19 protein-coding genes are annotated in these 16895 nt (G+C 42.2%); 5 read left to right on the top strand and 14 right to left on the bottom strand.

Annotation, left to right across the window (positions count from 1 at the left end):
- Position 1: 1 nt before the first annotated feature.
- From dagF to IGI82_RS06795, 7 genes are all read right to left on the bottom strand, one after another.
- Positions 2 to 751 (bottom strand): 2-dehydro-3-deoxy-phosphogluconate aldolase, encoded by a 750-nt coding sequence (dagF, locus tag IGI82_RS06825; protein WP_074931736.1) that lies wholly within the window; start codon positions 749 to 751, stop codon positions 2 to 4.
- Positions 748 to 1854 (bottom strand): DgaE family pyridoxal phosphate-dependent ammonia lyase, encoded by a 1107-nt coding sequence (locus IGI82_RS06820; protein ID WP_010747946.1) that lies wholly within the window; start codon positions 1852 to 1854, stop codon positions 748 to 750. Before IGI82_RS06820 ends, dagF begins: the two co-directional genes overlap by 4 nt.
- Positions 1838 to 2950, bottom strand: coding sequence for an amidohydrolase/deacetylase family metallohydrolase (locus tag IGI82_RS06815; RefSeq protein ID WP_087627287.1), 1113 nt, complete (start codon positions 2948 to 2950; stop codon positions 1838 to 1840). Before IGI82_RS06815 ends, IGI82_RS06820 begins: the two co-directional genes overlap by 17 nt.
- Before the next feature lie 4 nt (positions 2951 to 2954).
- Positions 2955 to 4049, bottom strand: coding sequence for a DUF871 domain-containing protein (locus IGI82_RS06810; protein WP_034695473.1), 1095 nt, complete (start codon positions 4047 to 4049; stop codon positions 2955 to 2957).
- Position 4050: 1 nt separating this feature from the next.
- Positions 4051 to 4302 (bottom strand): hypothetical protein, encoded by a 252-nt coding sequence (locus tag IGI82_RS06805; protein WP_005225703.1) that lies wholly within the window; start codon positions 4300 to 4302, stop codon positions 4051 to 4053.
- Positions 4303 to 4330: 28 nt separating this feature from the next.
- Complete coding sequence (locus tag IGI82_RS06800) at positions 4331 to 5629, bottom strand: PTS sugar transporter subunit IIC (RefSeq protein WP_005225702.1); 1299 nt, start codon at positions 5627 to 5629, stop codon at positions 4331 to 4333.
- 306 nt (positions 5630 to 5935) lie between these two features.
- A complete protein-coding gene (locus tag IGI82_RS06795) occupies positions 5936 to 6421 on the bottom strand; it encodes a GNAT family N-acetyltransferase (RefSeq protein ID WP_087627286.1) in 486 nt (161 codons plus the stop codon).
- A gap of 168 nt (positions 6422 to 6589) precedes the next feature.
- Here IGI82_RS06795 and IGI82_RS06790 point away from each other — a divergent pair, with 168 nt between their 5' ends.
- Positions 6590 to 6853, top strand: a complete 264-nt coding sequence (locus IGI82_RS06790) for a hypothetical protein (RefSeq protein ID WP_438841944.1) — start codon at positions 6590 to 6592, stop codon at positions 6851 to 6853.
- A gap of 116 nt (positions 6854 to 6969) precedes the next feature.
- On the opposite strand, the gene IGI82_RS06785 is transcribed toward IGI82_RS06790, so the two are convergent.
- From IGI82_RS06785 to IGI82_RS06775, 3 genes are all read right to left on the bottom strand, one after another.
- Entirely contained in the window at positions 6970 to 7140 is a 171-nt protein-coding gene (locus tag IGI82_RS06785) for a hypothetical protein (protein WP_005225698.1), read from the bottom strand.
- Between the two features lie 131 nt (positions 7141 to 7271).
- Complete coding sequence (locus IGI82_RS06780) at positions 7272 to 8147, bottom strand: cation diffusion facilitator family transporter (RefSeq protein WP_087627285.1); 876 nt, start codon at positions 8145 to 8147, stop codon at positions 7272 to 7274.
- Between the two features lie 200 nt (positions 8148 to 8347).
- Positions 8348 to 9373 carry an NAD(P)/FAD-dependent oxidoreductase gene (locus tag IGI82_RS06775; RefSeq protein WP_005225695.1) on the bottom strand — a complete coding sequence of 342 codons (1026 nt, stop codon included), beginning with the start codon at positions 9371 to 9373 and terminating at the stop codon, positions 8348 to 8350.
- A 266-nt stretch (positions 9374 to 9639) separates the two neighbouring features.
- Between IGI82_RS06775 and IGI82_RS06770 the strand changes: the two genes are divergently transcribed.
- Positions 9640 to 10365, top strand: coding sequence for an alpha/beta fold hydrolase (locus IGI82_RS06770; protein ID WP_005225694.1), 726 nt, complete (start codon positions 9640 to 9642; stop codon positions 10363 to 10365).
- Between the two features lie 2 nt (positions 10366 to 10367).
- On the top strand, positions 10368 to 12914 hold the full coding sequence (mprF, locus tag IGI82_RS06765) for a bifunctional lysylphosphatidylglycerol flippase/synthetase MprF (protein WP_005235200.1): 2547 nt from the start codon (positions 10368 to 10370) through the stop codon (positions 12912 to 12914).
- Positions 12915 to 12979: 65 nt separating this feature from the next.
- On the opposite strand, the gene IGI82_RS06760 is transcribed toward mprF, so the two are convergent.
- Positions 12980 to 13939 (bottom strand): SPFH domain-containing protein, encoded by a 960-nt coding sequence (locus tag IGI82_RS06760; RefSeq protein ID WP_005235198.1) that lies wholly within the window; start codon positions 13937 to 13939, stop codon positions 12980 to 12982.
- Positions 13936 to 14211, bottom strand: coding sequence for a hypothetical protein (locus tag IGI82_RS06755; protein ID WP_016620494.1), 276 nt, complete (start codon positions 14209 to 14211; stop codon positions 13936 to 13938). The genes IGI82_RS06760 and IGI82_RS06755 overlap by 4 nt, the downstream gene beginning before the upstream one ends.
- 185 nt (positions 14212 to 14396) lie before the next feature.
- Here IGI82_RS06755 and IGI82_RS06750 point away from each other — a divergent pair, with 185 nt between their 5' ends.
- Both IGI82_RS06750 and IGI82_RS06745 read left to right on the top strand, forming a co-directional pair.
- On the top strand, positions 14397 to 14807 hold the full coding sequence (locus tag IGI82_RS06750; protein ID WP_034872372.1) for an organic hydroperoxide resistance protein: 411 nt from the start codon (positions 14397 to 14399) through the stop codon (positions 14805 to 14807).
- A 58-nt stretch (positions 14808 to 14865) separates the two neighbouring features.
- Positions 14866 to 15300, top strand: coding sequence for a MarR family winged helix-turn-helix transcriptional regulator (locus IGI82_RS06745; RefSeq protein WP_375818829.1), 435 nt, complete (start codon positions 14866 to 14868; stop codon positions 15298 to 15300).
- A 75-nt stretch (positions 15301 to 15375) separates the two neighbouring features.
- On the opposite strand, the gene IGI82_RS06740 is transcribed toward IGI82_RS06745, so the two are convergent.
- Complete coding sequence (locus IGI82_RS06740; protein ID WP_438841943.1) at positions 15376 to 15738, bottom strand: hypothetical protein; 363 nt, start codon at positions 15736 to 15738, stop codon at positions 15376 to 15378.
- Between the two features lie 277 nt (positions 15739 to 16015).
- Positions 16016 to 16384, bottom strand: coding sequence for a DUF7006 family protein (locus tag IGI82_RS06735; RefSeq protein ID WP_375818827.1), 369 nt, complete (start codon positions 16382 to 16384; stop codon positions 16016 to 16018).
- Positions 16385 to 16895: the final 511 nt, after the last annotated feature.

Below are 16895 nucleotides of genomic sequence, written 5' to 3'. Positions count from 1 at the left end.
CCTATTTGGCTGCTGCCAACACCTTTTTCGTCATTTCTGCTAATGTCTGTACATCTCCAGGGCGTGTGTCCCCTGTTTCTCCATCGATGATCGAGCTGTAAATATGCGGAATGATTTTTTTCACGCCTGCATCAACAGCGATCTGCAAGATTTCTTCAAAGTTTTCTAAATCGATACCGCCGGTCGGTTCCAAATAAAAATCATTCGCGGCACAAGCCTCGGCTACCGCTTGATATTCTGCTTTATGAGCCAACCCTTTCATTGGAAAATACTTGATAGAACTAGCGCCCATGTCTTTTAATAAAGCGATCGCTGTTTCAACTGGGACTTCTGCAGCTGGAGTTTGTGAACTCAATGGACCAGTCGCAATATTGACATAGCCGACTTTTCCCGTTGGTGAAACAAGGGCATTGACGATCGTTTCAGATTGTCCTAGCAAAGCTCGTGAGGTCCCCGCTCCCGTGAACACTTGGTTAACATGCTGTGGTTGAAGAACAGCGGAAATTCGGGAGACCATTTCACTTTGATTGGGGTCGCCAGCACCAAGCCCTACAGAAAGGGCATTATTTGTTGCCACTTGATAGTTCTTCATGTCAGCGATAGCCGCCTCGTCACTATCATAGTTTTTTGATAAAACACCTAGGACGATGTTGCCCTCTGCTGCTTCGTAACAAGCTTTCGCATTGTCGATGGAGTTTGCTAACACATTTAGACAGACACGGTCAGCGAAATAATTGGGTGAAGTTTTCATTTTTGGGTTGCTCCTAACATAATTTCTTGTAAGCGATCAGTGATCACTGCCATTTCTTGTTCATTGACTGCTCGGATATCAAATTCAATAATGCCGTTATTGGCTTGGTACTCACGGGTATAAATCGCTGGTTCTCCTGCTTTTAGCGCGTCGATCACTGCTTTGGCACTTGGTTCTTTCACTTTAACACTCGCCCGATAAATGTCTCTGCCAGCGCTGTCTTGAACGATTTTTGCTTCGAAACCAGTGATTTCATTGATTGCCGCAATAAATGGTTGCAGACGCTCTTGCATCGAAGCGCCAGATTCTGTTCCCTCCGCTAGATAATCCGTCACGGCTTGGGTAAATCCGAGAATATTGTCTTTACCGATTTTCATTGCTCGACCTATCCCTTTGGATTGCAGGCGCACCCAAGAGACATAGGGCTGCTTGCCGATCACTAAGCCAGCACTCGGTCCTGAAAATGCTTTGGCACCTGAATAGATCACTAAATCAGCACCAGCTTGGGTATAGGCAAACAAATCTTCCTCAGCAGCCGCATCAACGATCAATGGAAGATCGTGTGCCTTGGCAACTTGAGCCGTTTCTGCTACCGTCAGCATACTTTTTTGAACGGTGTGATGACTCTTTATGTAGAGGATCGCCGCCGTTTCGGGTGTGATCATCTGTTCAATGTGCTCGGGTGTACACATATTGGCATAGCCTGCTTCTACTACCTTCCCACCACCTTGTGTCACCATCACTTCCACTGGTGTGCCATAATCTACGTTGTGGCCTTTGGGCAAAATGATCTCCCGCTTACTGATTTTCTCACTATATGGATGATACAAATGATAGCTGTCGCCTTGACCGATGAGTGCCGCCACTGATTGGGCGATCCCCGCTGAAGCGGAAGAAACGATCTGTGCATCTTCCGTTTTCAACAATTCTGCTAAATAGGCTCCGGTTTTTTCTGCTAGATCTGCCATTTCAAAGAAATGCTCCCCGCCGTAGCGCTGGGCTGCAAGCACACTTTCGCTGACTTTCGAGACACCTAGAATCGTCATTTTGCCAGAAGCATTGATGACTTCTTTCAAGCCTAATTCTTCAATATTCAGTGTCAAAAAGTTCCCCTCCTATCACCGCTTTTTGCGGCACGATCTGTTGTGTCGTGATTCGGCGATTGCCGTTAGAATCCGTCAATTCCTTTTCGCCCGCTTCAAAGCGGAAAATCGTAAAATCAGCATCATATCCCAATGCGATCTCGCCTTTGTTCTGTAAATGAAATTGCTTCGCAGGGGCACTGGTCACCTTCTCGATGATCTCACGCCAATCATACCCTACGACCGCTAATTTTTCCATAGTCGTCGCTAAATCAAAGACTGGTCCATTAGTACGATTGCGAATGTAGATATCTGTACTAATGGAAGAAGCCTTCAGCTGATTGGCAAATGCTGTCTCCGCCACGTCAAAATTGAAACTGTCTGTCCCATGACCAATATCGAAGACCAAGCCTTTTTCATAGGCAGCAAAGACGAAAGGCTTGATGGTTTGGTTTGTCTGATCCAAAATCCCATTGGCTTTGCCGTTAAAGCAATGGGTTACCACATCGCCTGTTTCCAATTCAGCGAGAATCTCTGCTAAATTCGGTGGTGCTGAACCAATATGGACCATCAAAGGCAGCGGTTGATTTTCAGCTTGGATCGTTTTCGCTAATTTCAACGGCGTGATGCCATTTTCGCCGATCACCGTTTTGCTCATTCGGGCTTTGATCCCGACGATAAAGTCAGGAAACTTCTGCAGTGCTTCTTTGACCAATTCTTTTTTGACTTTTGACAGATCCGCAAGTTCATCCTGCTCTACGATCCCCCATTTGGAAATGTTGACTAAAGCAAAGACATTGGTTTTGGCTTCTTTGGCTAAATCATAAAACCGATGGATATTTTCAGCGCCCGTCGTCCCCGCATCAATAACGGTCGTGACGCCTTGTTTGACACCGATCTCGTCTGGATAATCATAATAGAGCGTCATTTCCTCGAAACAATGGACATGGTCATCGATCCAACCAGCTGACAAGAACTCCCCTTCTGCTAAGGTCAGCTCTTGTTTCGCCTGCTCCTGCAATGTGGGTGCCAGAGCAGTGATTTTGCCGTCTTGAATCCCAATATCAAATACTTCTTCATCGATCGTGCGGGCTTGACGAATAATCATATCAAACATTTCGTTACACCTTCCTCTCTGTGAAAGTGAATTTCGACCAAGGATGGATAAAGGGCAGCAGAACTAACTCTTGTTCGACGATCGAACCGATTTTATTTTTTCGTGGGTCTGAGTGAGGCTCCAGCACGACTTGCAGCTCGTTTTTGTACTTGCCAAAACGATCGTTGCCGATCACAACGTCCCCTCGTTGAAAGACGCCTTCGTGGTCATGGACAGGATTGTCATGGTTCTTATACTTTTTACGAACTTCTGTGGAACGGATCATCCGATCGGTGATGTCGCCTCGACGGTAATGCTGCTCGTCCAGGGCGATTTGGCGTTCAACTTCATTGATTTCAGGCACAAATTCAATAGCAAATGCGGTCTGGTAGCGATCAATCGCTCCTAGCGCTGCCAATTCTGCTTCAGAAGCATAAGCATTTCCGATAATGACATCGTCGATCAGGCCTGTGGCAAACAAATGCTTTGCGGCAGTTTCTACAGGCATTTTCCGGTGCATTTCTAAGGTCGGTAAGCCATCATTGATATCCCAAGGTCCGATCGTTCCCGTTTGAGAAGAGATAAATGCGGCGGTTCGAATGCCTTTTTCCTTGAAACGACGACTGCATTTTTCAAAGAAATCATAGGGCAAGGCAGTCCCTTCTTGCGGATAGAAATTGTGGCAGCCGTATAAGTAAGGAATGTTGGCTTGATAGGTCAAAATATTGTCTAAATACGCCACATCATTGCTCATATTCAATTCAACAGCTAAGCCAAAGGGATTGTAGGTCAACATCGCTTCTTTATTGCCGTCAAAGCCTAAATCTAAACGAATCCCATCGGCACCTAGTTCATGGAAAAAGGTCAAGTCATCATAGGAGATGCCTAGTTCCGAAAAGATGGCTGGTGCCACGTCTAAAATCGTTTCATAGCCTAATCCTTTGGCAAAATCAATCAACGCTTTAAACTTTTTCTGCACGTTTTCTTTGCCGTCACTCACTTCCAGCATACTCATAAAAATGCGGCTAAAGCCATAATCATGGGCTAATTGCAGATAGGCTTTGTCTGTTTCAAAATCACTGTGATCGGGATACACCGATACTCCTAGTTGTCTTTTCAACTTATCTCATCCTCATTTCTTCATAAAAAGCAGTAAAACGTGTCAGTAAAAGCGAACTGCAAACAATCGTCGCCGTTATCGTCAAAAATGGTCCCCACGGAAACTGACGGCTCAGTAGGATCGCTGCAGCAACGCCAAGAATCCCGAACAAAAGCATCCGCCAAAACGGCACTTCTTGAATTTTTTTCCCTTGTGCTGATTTTGTTAACCAAATTTGACAACCAAAAAATAAACAAATGGCATAAATCCCCATGTTTGCACCTCACTCTTTTTTGTCTTGCTTAAGCGGCAGTTTCTTCTTCTTGTTCGCGGGCAATCTGCTGTTTCTCAAAGACTTTAAAGAATGGGTAGTAGATTGCGAGTGTAATAAAGAAGTTGACGATCACTAAAATCGCTGCTGCGATACTCCAGTCCGTACTCATCCAGGCGGCGATTGGTGCTGGAATGGCAAAACCAAGTCTGGCAGCCATCATCGGTACGACACCCGTAATGGTCGCGAAGTAAGAAATCGTTGTCGTAATCAATGGTGCCACCAAGAACGGAATGCCTAAGATTGGGTTCATTACGATCGGTGCACCGAAAATCACTGGTTCATTGATATTGAATAAGCCTGGCAAGATGGATAAACGGCCCAATTGTTTCAAGTATTTTGATTTGGAGAAGAAGAACAAAACGACCAACGCTAAGGTCGTACCGGCTCCACCGATCCAGACGAACCATTGTAAAAATTGTTCCGTAAAAATATTAGGCAATTCATGCGCATTGCCAGATGCTTGGAACGCTTCCATGTTTTCGGCAATGGAAATATCCCAGAATGGACGAATGACAGGACCCATGATGGCTGGTCCATGAATCCCCAGTACCCAGAAGAAACAGATCAAGAAGACAGTCAATAAGCCACCAAACAAGCTGTTACCAGCTAGCACGTCTTTTAACGGCATCAACAAGTTACTTAAAAAGCCATTGATATCAAAGCCTAACATATGACGGATCACCCAGAACAAAATCAGGATCGCTCCTCCAGGAATCAACGCCATAAATGAATTCGTCACTTCTGGTGGCACACCATCTGGCATTTTGATGGTAATGTTTTTTACGATAAAGAAACGATAGATTTCAACGGACAAGATCGCCGTGACGATCGCGCCAAACAAAGAGCCTGACCCTAAATTTGCCACATTGATATAACGTCCCGCATCAATGATGCCTTCCACAGAATCAAAGACTCGCAACGGTGGTGCAGCGGTTACAAGAAAGGACATCGTTGCTAAGATACCCGCAGTCAATGAATCCAGCTTATAGCTTTTGGCTAGCGATGAAGCAATCCCATACGTTGCATATAATGCCAATAATCCGACTGTATAACGAAAGGGAATATCCAAAACTTCCCGATACGGTTCGATCACCGCAGCGACTGATTCGATGGGAAAATTCAGTAAGATCGTGAAAAAAGACCCAACGATCGTTAATGGTAACGTAGCGATGATCCCCTTACGAATCGCTACCATGTGCCGTTGCATCCCCACTTTATTTGCAATCGGCATCAACTTCTGTTCAATAAATTCCACAAACCCTTTCATAATTGCCTCCTTAGTTTATAACATTATAATGTTTATACAAGGATAATAGCACAGTGCTTCCTGGGAGTAAATATGTTTTTTACGAATAGACGAAACTATTTTTAACAACTCAAAATAACATTTATTCATCGTAATTTTACACAATATCAAAACTTAAAAATTTATGTGTTGATAAGGGAATTTTGAATAGCTTGATACAAAAAAACCTATTGGCAATGTTTTCCAATAGGCACGATATTAAAATCAAAAATAGTATTCTTGATTCATTTAATGTTTTTTAGTTTTTCATATAAATTTCCTACTTAATTATACTTCCTTCTCATAAATAAAATCATCCATCACAAATCCTGAACCAATCGTAACGGTGCGTTCAGAAACACGCGTAAAGCCGCGATGCTCATAAACAGCGATCGCCTGCTGGTTTTGTTTGTTGACGTTTAAATGCAGTGTTTTGCCTGAGGCGATCTCCTCATACCAATCAAAGACTTGGCTGGCATAGCCTTTGCCTCTAGTGGATTGATGGAGATACAATTTACTTAAATAAATCTGTTGCTGCGTTTCTTCATACGCTGTATATCCTACTGCTCGGTCTCCTTCTAATAACAAAAGATAGACTGCTCCTTGCTGGACTTCGTTTTGAATCGCTGCTGGTGATTGGTAATGAGCCAGCATATACGCGACTTGATCGGACCCAATGATAGGTGTAAACACTTCTGGCCAGATTTCTTTGATCAAACGATCCAACGTTTGGAAATCTTCAGGTGATTGAATGATTTTTTTTGTGATTGCCATAAGAACCCCTTCTTTCTGCTGCACGAAACAAAAAATCGTTTATAAATATCTCTATTATAAGGGATAAGGAAAAAAAAGAAAGGGCACGTGGAACAAAGACCCCAAAATGTCTCAAAAGATGGTAAACTAGAAGTGAAAAAATGGTGACGAAAAGGAGGTAGCAACACGATGCAGCTCTTGCAACTACTTTTACTGGCAATCATTTTTGTTTCGTTCTTCATGGCGTTGATTGGCTGGGTTTTATCGATGACCAACGGCTTGATCTTCTCTCGTTCTCCTCAGCAATTTAAAGCGCATGCCCATGATCCTAACTATGAAAAACAACGACAAGCAGGCAAGCGCTTGAAAGAGATTATATTCCGACGCATTGTTCCTCTAGGAATAGCCTCTTTGATCATCTATGGGTTAATCGCACTATTAAACGTCCTTTAAAAGTTTTTAAAAAGACTCAAACAAATTTAAAAAAAACCGGCATCTTTTCCTGTTGATCAATGCGCCTTTCGCTTTCGCTGAGGGGAACATCAATGCATAAGATGCCGGTTTGTTTTTTATTTACTTACTGCTGCTTTTGAGGCTTGAACTTTTTTCAGTAAAGCGAAGAGGACTTGGCTATCATCAATAGCCGCAATATATTGTTGGCAAAGTGCCATCATTTCTGTTTCATCCATTTTATCTAAAGAAATAACTAATTCATTTTCTACTACCTGCTTATTATTCATAGGGCTCCCTACTTTCTTCCTTTGTTACCTCTAGTTTGCCATGAATGAGCAGGTTCCGTAAGAACTTTTCAGTTTACAAACAGGAAACGGGTGGTTTACATCCTTGTCCTATCAAGGTTTTGCCAGAAAATTTATTCGGTAGCAGGCTCGATGTGGATGTCAGTATCAAACACCTGAAAACGATCAGCTAAGAGATCTTCAATAGCATCTGCAACGTTGTGACTCTTTTCAACCGTCAAAGATTTGTCCATCGTCACGACGACATCGAGAAAAACATTGGCGCCATACATTCTTCCTCGAATCGATTTGACAGATTTCACTTCAGAAAAACCAGCGATTGCCGCTTCATACTCCACGACTAACGATTCATCAAACCCATCAGAAAGTGAAAAGGCACTCTCACGAAAAATATCGACGGCGGTTTTGATAATCAAAAGAGCTACCACGATCGCAGTCAAACTGTCCAACCAACCGATACCAAATGAGGCGGCAAAAATAGCGATCGCCGTTCCAATACTCGTCCACGCATCGCTGCGGTTGTCTTTAGCAGCTGCTAGCAGAGCGGAGCTTTTTACGCGAGCGGATAATCGCTTATTATAGTAATACATGCCATACATCAAAATAGCTGAAATGATACCGACGACTGCCGCGATCATATCGGGACTTTGCGTTTCTCCGAGTAGAATCGTTTGAATGGAGGACCATAAGACCTGCAGACCGACTGCCAGCATAATCAAGGATGTTACGAGACTTGCCACGTTTTCTGCTTTCCAATGACCATATTTATGGTCTTCATCTGCTGGCTTTTGAGCCAAACGCAAACCAATCAAGACAGCGATCGACGCTACGATATCCGTCGCATTGTTCAACCCATCTGCCCATAGTCCTTCAGAGTTTGCCAAACGACCGATGGAAAGTTTGGCGATGGAAACCAAAATGTAAGCAACGATACTTAAGATGGCGCCTCTTTCTGCTTGTTTTAATTCTGCGTATCTTGTTTGATTCATGTCATCCCCTCCAAATAGTCAACTTGAAAATAATAGCTGAAATTTTCACAGTTTGCATCATTTATTTGAGAGATTTTATTTTTTAGGAGCGGCAAACATTCACTTCTAGTGAAACGAATTTCTGTTCTGAGGACACCAAAAAAGCAGGACCCATAAGGGACTCCTGCTTTTTCTACTTTTTCTTTCACAAAGAAGCATGGCTACTCATTCACCAACAACTGGCGATTTCTTTCACTGAATTTCTCATTGTGGGATGAAACCATCGCCTGTGGGACACTGGTCGGCTCTAAATAGTGTTTGATTTGGTTGACTGCTTGCGCAGCATCTTGAAAGGCTCCCGCCAAAAGATTCACTTTGCCTTTGAAATAATGAATGTCGCCTGCCGCAAAAACACCAGGATGGCTAGTTTTTGTAGGAATCTCGCAATTGAGGTAAAAGTCTTCATGGCGTGCAAGATCAAAGGAGACTTTATCTAACAAGCCACTGTCACGGTCATACCCGTGTTGGATCAGTAGATGATCGCATAAAAAATCGATCGTTTCATGGTTGGCACTGTTTTTTAGTCGTAGAACCATATTGAATGTTTCGGCTTGATTCACCCCATCGATGGTGTGATTCATCAGCACTTGAATCCCTTCTGCTTTCATCTTCTTTACTTGTGCTTCATGAGCTTTCAATTTTTCTCCTCGGTAACACAGGGTGACTTTGGCACCATAAGACACTGCTTCGATCGCATAATCCACTGCCGCATCACCGCCGCCAGAGATCACTAGATGCTTGCCTTGGATCGCTTGCTGGTCAGGAAACTGATAGTGGATATAGTTGTCGACATTATTATGGATGAAACATGGCAATTTTTGCGGAGAAACGACACCGCCGCCGATACAGACTAAAACGGTGCGTCCAACATGGGTCCTCCCTTGGTCATCCACTGCATAAAAAAGGTCGTCTTCCTTGGTCAATGAAATGATTTTCGTTTTCAGATAGATCGTTGGATCAAACAACTTGGCCTGTTCAATCAAGTGTTCTTTGACTTTCTTTCCCTTGGTGGGCGGCAGTGCACCCACATCCCAGACCATTTTTTCAGGATAGAAATTGATCTTCCCGCCTAATTCGGCTTGTGCTTCAAACAATACGACCGATAGATCACGTAATCCAGCATAAAAACTCGCATAGAGTCCAGTGGGTCCTCCGCCGATAATTAGAACATCTGCTATAGTGGTCATTGGCTAGCCTCTCTTTCGTAAATGAAAATCATTCTCAATTAGTTAGTTCGATTATAGACAACGATCGTCCATTTGTAAAGAATTTTCTGAAAACAAATTAATTATATTTACCAATTATTTTTCTTTACATTGTAAAGAAAAAAGCCTTTTCCTGAACTTCTGGTAAAAAAAAGATGAGCAGATTGTTATTTTTTCTCATTTTATCTAGTGATATATTTGTGATCGTCCCTGACTTCAAGGTATACTCTTAGAAAGTAGGTGAAAAAATGGAAGTTGAAAAATGTTACGCGCCCTTACCGGACGGGTCTGTCCTCTATTACGAGAAAACCGGTTCAGGACGCCCTCTTTTTTTATTGCACGGAAATGGCGGCAGCAGTGCCTATTTCTCAAAGCAGGTCGACGCCTTGCGTCAAAAACATCAACTGTATTTAATCGATAGTCGAGGGCATGGCAAATCCACTAATACGCAGAAGAAAATCGATTTTTTTAAAATGGCAACAGATCTTTTAGCAATTATTCAGCAAGAAAAGCTAACGAAAATCGCCTTACTAGGATTTAGCGATGGTGCCAATCTGGCGATGGTCTTTTGCCATCTCTACCCAGAGCATGTCAGCTGCATGATTTTAAACTCTGGCAACACGGAACCGCGAGGTGTGAGGCTCTTTTCTCGAATCGGCAGTGTCTTGCAATATCTGATCGTTTGGCTTTGTTCCCCATTCTCAAAAGGAATGCGGGGCTTTCTCCCTATTTTGGGATTGTTGTTTCGTCCAATCGGTTTATCTACAGCCGATTTGAATCACCTCAGTGTGCCGACATTGATTTTGGTCGGCAAACGTGATTCGATCAAGCTTTCCCATTCTTTTTATATTGCAAACAGTATCCCTCAGTCCAATTTTATCGTCGTCAAAGGACAAGGACATAGTTTTGCACGAAAGAATCCAGAGGTATTTAACACGAAAGTATTATCTTTTTTAGAAAAGGTCGGTGAATAACTATGAGAATCTTTACTTGGCTCCGCGACCACCGCTCACTGTTTAAAACACTCTTCTTGATTGCAGTAGCCGTGATCGTGTTGGGCGAACTGCTTTCATTAAGCAAGACGATCTCCATTGATCAATTAAAAGAGTTGTTTGCGCAACTGGCACTTTGGCGAGTGGCATTAATGGCTGTCATTGGGTTATTATGTGTCTTGCCAATGGTCTTATATGACATTGTCTTGAACCGCCTATTAGGGGACAAACCTGATCGCCGTTATTTGCTGGAAACCAGCTGGATCATCAACACTATGAACAACTTAATCGGCTTCGGCGGCTTCATCAGCATCGGATTACGCTCGGAATTTTACGGCAAAGGAAAAAAAGGCAAAGAAGTTGCCCAAGCAATTTCGAAGATTTTTATTTACCTGATGTCTGGTCTTTCGATTTTATCCCTTGCTGCACTAGCCTTCGTCTTATTTGGTCCAACGACAGATTATCTGCAACAGTATTGGATCTGGCTTTTAGGCGGTAGTCTTTATTTTCCAGTTGTCTATGCCCTTAGTTTTTCCAAAAAAAATGCTTACTTAGGTGGACTGCAACGGCGTGATCGTCTGCAGTTGATCGCCGCTTCCTTATTAGAATGGCTAGGTGTTTTTGCAGCCTTCTTTACGACTGGTCTCTTGATGGGCATCTCGGTGGATGTGTTTCAATTGTTGCCACTTTTCATCGCTGCCTCCGTGATTGGGATCGTTTCGATGATTCCCGGAGAACTTGGAACCTTTGATGTAATGATGATCATGGGAATGGGCTCACTGCAGATTCCCCGTGAAAGTGTCATTGCTTGGCTGTTGCTTTTCCGCCTGTTTTATTACATCATTCCCTTTTTGATCGGTTTGCTTTTTTTCTCAAAAAATGTCGGCGTCTCCCTCAACCAGCGCTTTTCTGGTATTCCAAAAAGCTTGTTGTTGGAAGTGTTCCACAAGATCGAAGTGTTGCTGCTTTATTTGACGGGAACGATGTTGGTGCTCTCCGCCACGATTCCAGAAGCCTTTGATCAAATCAAATGGTTAGCCCACCTCAATCCGATTCGCTTGAATTTTGTGATGCAGTACCCGAGTATTTTTCTCGGTTACCTCTTTTTAATTGCCGGTCGAGGGATATCTGCCCGTGTCAGTCGCGCGTACGTGCCGACGCTTTTGTTGATTGCAGCAACAATCGGTTATGCTATTTTTGCGGGCTTCCGTTTTTCGACCATGCTGTTTCTTCTATTATTATTAGCAATCATGATTTTTTCAAAAAGCGAGTTGTTCCGTAAACAACTCGTCTTCTCGTGGGAATGGCTGACGATCGATGGTTTGTTAATTGGTTCGTTGACGATCCTCTATGTCATTATCGGGGTCTACAATATGCCTCATATCAATCGACATCCAACGCATCACCATTCGATGGATTTTTTGCTTTTCCCTTCTGAAAAATTATGGCTGCAAGGGTTCGTTGCGATTTTATTCGTCGCCATTGCGATGCTGCTGTTTGCCCGGTACTTGATGGGACCAAAACACCAATTAGGCGTCAGTGCTGCCACTGATAAAGTGAAACATGTTTTAAATACTTACGGTGGCAACAGCGACAGCCATCTGGTGTATCTAAAAGACAAGAAAGTATACGTGTATCCAGAAATTGGCGAGCCGACGGTCTTTTTTCAATTTACGACCTTTAATAACAAATGTTTAGTCATGGGGGATCCTTCTGGGAAGCAAGCAGACTTTCCACAGGCACTGGAAACTTTCTTAACAGAAATGGATCAATGGAATTATCTGCCGGTCTTTTATGAAAGTAGTGAAGAAATGGTGATGCTGCTGCATGAATTTGGGTATGACTTTATCAAATTCGGTGAGAAAGCTTATGTGGATCTACCTAGCTTCACCCTCTCAGGAAAGAAAATGAAGGGACAGCGAGCATTGAACAATAAGATTACTAAAGAAGGCTTTACTTTTGATGTGCTCACCCCACCCTTTTCAGCCGAAACATTTGCAACGCTTAAGGAAATTTCTGACAACTGGCTAGATGGACGGAAAGAAAAAGGGTTCTCCCTTGGGTTCTTTTCAGAATCCTATCTAAGCACCGCACCAATTGCTGTCGTCCGAAATCAGCAACAGGAGATCGTCGCATTCGCTTCCTTTATGCCCACCTATCAAACAGGCCTAGCATCCATTGATTTGATGCGCCACGATCCTGAAAAAGCGCCGAATGGAACGATGGATTTCTTGTTTATTCAGCTATTCGACTATTTTAAAGAACAAGGCTACCAACAATTTGATTTAGGCATGGCACCATTAGCCAACGTTGGTACTTTCCGCAGCAGTTTCTTGCAAGAGCGGATCGCCTATCTCGTTTACACCTTTGGTTCTCGTTTCTATTCTTTTGAAGGGTTACGCGAATACAAACAGAAATATGCCGCTTCTTGGTCCCCTCGCTACATTTTATACTCTCGGGATAGTTGGATCGGGTATGTCATGATGGCCCTCTTGATCGTCGATAATCAATCGGCGGAAAAAACGAAGTAAAAAAGGTTCCCATACTCCTCTTTCTTTTCGGAGTATGGGAACCTTTTTCAATTGTTGTGCTTAACTTATTCAGCCGATTTAGATGGTGCATTTTCCCAAAGTTGTTTGACGACTGGAATATTTCCCAGTTCCGTCATATTTGATGGCAGAATGACCGTATTGGTATTGCTATTCACCACATCTCTGAAGGCTTCGATCCCTAGATATGATAGTGAGCGCTCGTCGAGCTGGCTTTCTTTGATTGCTTCATTGATGGCTAAAATCCGTTTGCGTTCAGCTTCAGTGATTTTCGCGATTCGTTCTGCTTCCGCCTCGGCATCAATCCGTACACGCTTTGCCCGCGCCTCGGCATCGATTTGAGTTTGTTCCGCTCGGGCTTCGGCGTCGATCGTCATTTGAGAAGCTTTGGCTTCTGCACTCAAGACTGAAGAAGATTTCTCACCTTGGGCTCTTGTGATCATCGATTCTTTGTCTCTAGAGGCAGTGATCAATTTGTTCATTGATTCAATGATTTCTTGCGAAACTTTGATTTCCCCAATGTTGATTCGGTCTATCGCTAACCCATAGCCTGCCGTGATATCTTTGATTGAAGTAAACAATGCTACGTTGATTTCTTCAGTCCCATTTAAAACTTCATTTAAATCCATTTTCCCGATGATTCCCCGCAAGTTAGATTGGGCATCTTGGATCATTGAAACAACGGAGTTTTCATTTTCGTAGACAAAGGCACGCACATCTGTGACATGGTATTTGATTGCTTCATCAATTTGAACGATTACATTATCTTTTGTGATTGCACTTTGGGGTTCGATCTCCAAAGGAATCTGTTTCAAGGACACTCTTTCTCTAACTGTATACAAAATCGGAACAAGAAAATGAAGCCCTGGTTCCAACGTTCGAACGTACTTCCCAAAACTTTCGACAACTTTGACTTCCCCTTGACGAACGATCACAGCAGTGCTTGCAATCAGCCAAATCAGAATCACTAATACTAAAATAACTAAAATAATTTGGATAATGATCATTGTAAAAACCCTCTTCCATTTTCAAATAATGTATTGTTTACACGGGTCAATAAGACACCGTTTTCAACCCCGATAATCTCTAACATGACATTTTCAGCAGGAATCCCTGCAATCACCCGATATTCTGTATAGGTGCCATAAAGCCGTATATAGCCTGAATAATGATCCGTCAACGATCGAAAATAGCGCCCTACCGCTCGTTTTTCCATATAATCTACGATGATTTTCACCCTCTTTGCCTTCATGCAGTAAATTTGAAGCTTCAAACTCATTTGTTAATCTATTACAAGTGTTACTAACTATGATAGCACGTTTCACCCAAGAGAACAGTAAACTTATGCTGATTCCGGTTTTTTTTAGAAAAAAAACATAGAACGAAAACCAATTCCTTGCATTTTTCAATTAAATTGCATACAATTTAATTGTACAAAATATAAAAATCAGGAGTGAAGAAATGATGAAAAAAATGTATTCGACTAAAATGATCAACACTGGTGGCCGTTCAGGAGAAGTACACAGTCCCGATCATTCATTTGAGCTAAACATCACTGCACCTGGCAAACGTGTCGAAAATGCTACCAATCCAGAACAACTTTTTGCAGCTGGTTTTAGTGCTTGCTTCAACAGTGCCCTTGAATTGGTGAAAAGCAGCAAAGGAATCGATGGTGCTTCTACGGTGAGCGCACAAGTGACCTTATACGCAGAAAGCGAATCCAGTTTTGTCTTGGGTGTTGAGATCGAAGGTCAAATCGAAGGATTGTCAACAGAAGAAACACAAGAATTGCTTGAGATCGCTCATACCGTATGTCCTTATTCAAAAGCCACAGCTGGCAACATTGAAGTGACTGTCAAAGCCGTTAGCGAGTAGACTTTCGTTGAAAAAACAGCTATGATAAGAGGCGGATATTAGAAAAAGGGGTGAAAACATGAATGTCTTAGCGTTAGAAAACCAATTGTGTTTTCCTCTATACGCCGCTTCAAAAGAAATTATCAAACAGTACAAAGACTTACTGGACCCGTTGAATTTGACCTATACCCAATATTTAGTGATGTTGGTGTTATGGGAAGAGGAAGCGATCAGTGTCAAAGAATTGGGGAAGCAATTATGTCTAGATTCTGGCACACTGACACCGGTTTTAAAAAAGCTTGAAGCAAAAGGATACCTAGTAAGAAATCGAAATCAAGACGATGAACGTTCCTTGCGGGTCACATTGACTGATTTAGGCAAAGGACTCCATGAACAAGCGCTAGAGATCCCCTACAAAGTAACTGAATTCTTGCCCCTTGAACCGGAAGAACTGTCAGTCCTCCACGAGTTGACGACCAAAATGGTACAAAAATTTCAAGAACAAGAAAAATGATCCGCTGTTTTCACAGTGGATCATTTTTTTATCTTTTAAACCTTCACTAACAAACAGCGAAGAAAACGGGATGACCTACGAAGCTTTGGTTTTCAATTCGCCAATAACATTAAGCAATTGAGTTATTTGTTCTGGGTCTTCAATTTTTTTGATCGCAATTTTTACCAGTTCAAAAATTTGTTCCTCCGTCAAACCACTTTGCAAAACCTCCAATTCGGTGACAGCTGGTTGGAAACGACGAGCCAAAACTGACCCACTCATCTTGATACTTGCGATCTCAAGTATCCCTTTATTGACTAACTTACGAATCACTGACAATGACGTGTTGCGATTCAAGCCGAAGCGTTCACTAAATTCGGTACAGCATAGCGGCTCATCCACAGCCCAAAAACAAACTAAGACTTCCCACTCTTTTTTTGAAAAACTCAAGTAATCCATAACTGCTCCTTTCCATGCCAATCAGGCTGGTTCTTATTTTCTAATCAAAACAATCGCAGCTATTGACATAAGCTATCTATCCTCTACATTTTACGATTGTTTTTTCTTTCACTAAAAGGATTATATACCAATAATAATCTATTTTATTCATAATTTCAAAATAATTTTTATTTTAATGATAAATAACACATTTAATTCTCCTTCTTCTCCATAAAAAAAAAGCGACTAGATGCGCTAGTCGCTTTCTTTTCTATCAAGTGATCCTAAGAAGAACCGCTTATTGGATGTTGAAGATCAGGCTTTCGTGCTCTTTTTCTTTTAAGGAATAGCCACAAAACTCTTTATTCAAATTCGGATAATCGCGTTCGATCATCTGAATAACCTCGATTTCCGTCAAAAATTTGTCTTCCGACAATTGCAGCGAGTTCAACAAGACAAAGCGTGAGTCATAGCCTAAAATCTCTGGCATCAATTGCCAAAAATTTGAGTGATCAATTTGTTGGATCGTTTCTTCAAAGTTAGCAATCAATTTTTGTACATGATCATAGACTTTGGGATAATCAGATTTTAACAAATCCAACAGTGCTTGATCGACCACCTTATCCAAATAAGCCTTTGTGTCCGTATAGATTATTGAAGAAATCACTTATTTCATCAATCCTTTCATTCAAATGCCATATTCGACATCGTCAAGGATGGCTCCCTGTTCCTATATATAGCATATTATCGGTGATTTTCGTTCTCAGATTAAGGATAGAATCAAGAAAAAAAGGAGAAGTCGTTTTTTGATTCCTCAATCTTACTCCACAATAGCAAAATTTTGCTGAACTGATAAGCAAAGCGAATCAGCAACATCTGAAAATGAGAAATTTGTCAGATTACCCTCCTTTTTTAGATAGATTGCCTCTCTTCTATACGAAAAATCAACCGCCAAGGATCGCATCCCTTATCAGCGATCGATTTGAAACAAACAACTAGCAGCCCTTATTGCCCTTCACAAAAAACGGAGACAGCATAATTTCAGACAGAACCTTCAGCAACATGTATAATTAAAGTAGAGAAAGTCATCAAAATAAACGAGACGAGGAGTGGAGCAAAGATGAAGAACCATTGTAAATGCGGCAAGAAGTTAACTGGCAATGAAAAAAGCTGTCCGG

The sequence above is a fragment of the Enterococcus sp. AZ067 genome, from assembly GCF_051715005.1.
Lineage (GTDB): Bacteria > Bacillota > Bacilli > Lactobacillales > Enterococcaceae > Enterococcus_D > Enterococcus_D casseliflavus.
The sequence above is the reverse complement of the archived record's forward strand: the minus strand, read 5'-3'. Positions and strand labels throughout refer to the sequence as shown.

Excerpts from the sequence above, each read along its gene's own strand:
- IGI82_RS06740 (WP_438841943.1), bottom strand. The coding sequence starts at position 15,738 with ATGGATTACTTGAGTTTTTCAAAAAAAGAGTGGGAAGTCTTAGTTTGT.
- dagF (WP_074931736.1), bottom strand. The coding sequence starts at position 751 with ATGAAAACTTCACCCAATTATTTCGCTGACCGTGTCTGTCTAAATGTG.
- IGI82_RS06780 (WP_087627285.1), bottom strand. The coding sequence starts at position 8,147 with ATGAATCAAACAAGATACGCAGAATTAAAACAAGCAGAAAGAGGCGCC.
- IGI82_RS06760 (WP_005235198.1), bottom strand. The coding sequence starts at position 13,939 with ATGATCATTATCCAAATTATTTTAGTTATTTTAGTATTAGTGATTCTG.
- mprF (WP_005235200.1), top strand. The coding sequence starts at position 10,368 with ATGAGAATCTTTACTTGGCTCCGCGACCACCGCTCACTGTTTAAAACA.
- IGI82_RS06750 (WP_034872372.1), top strand. The coding sequence starts at position 14,397 with ATGAAAAAAATGTATTCGACTAAAATGATCAACACTGGTGGCCGTTCA.
- IGI82_RS06770 (WP_005225694.1), top strand. The coding sequence starts at position 9,640 with ATGGAAGTTGAAAAATGTTACGCGCCCTTACCGGACGGGTCTGTCCTC.
- IGI82_RS06815 (WP_087627287.1), bottom strand. The coding sequence starts at position 2,950 with ATGTTTGATATGATTATTCGTCAAGCCCGCACGATCGATGAAGAAGTA.
- IGI82_RS06795 (WP_087627286.1), bottom strand. The coding sequence starts at position 6,421 with ATGGCAATCACAAAAAAAATCATTCAATCACCTGAAGATTTCCAAACG.
- IGI82_RS06790 (WP_438841944.1), top strand. The coding sequence starts at position 6,590 with ATGCAGCTCTTGCAACTACTTTTACTGGCAATCATTTTTGTTTCGTTC.
- IGI82_RS06785 (WP_005225698.1), bottom strand. The coding sequence starts at position 7,140 with ATGAATAATAAGCAGGTAGTAGAAAATGAATTAGTTATTTCTTTAGAT.
- IGI82_RS06755 (WP_016620494.1), bottom strand. The coding sequence starts at position 14,211 with ATGAGTTTGAAGCTTCAAATTTACTGCATGAAGGCAAAGAGGGTGAAA.
- IGI82_RS06745 (WP_375818829.1), top strand. The coding sequence starts at position 14,866 with ATGAATGTCTTAGCGTTAGAAAACCAATTGTGTTTTCCTCTATACGCC.
- IGI82_RS06800 (WP_005225702.1), bottom strand. The coding sequence starts at position 5,629 with ATGAAAGGGTTTGTGGAATTTATTGAACAGAAGTTGATGCCGATTGCA.
- IGI82_RS06775 (WP_005225695.1), bottom strand. The coding sequence starts at position 9,373 with ATGACCACTATAGCAGATGTTCTAATTATCGGCGGAGGACCCACTGGA.
- IGI82_RS06805 (WP_005225703.1), bottom strand. The coding sequence starts at position 4,302 with ATGGGGATTTATGCCATTTGTTTATTTTTTGGTTGTCAAATTTGGTTA.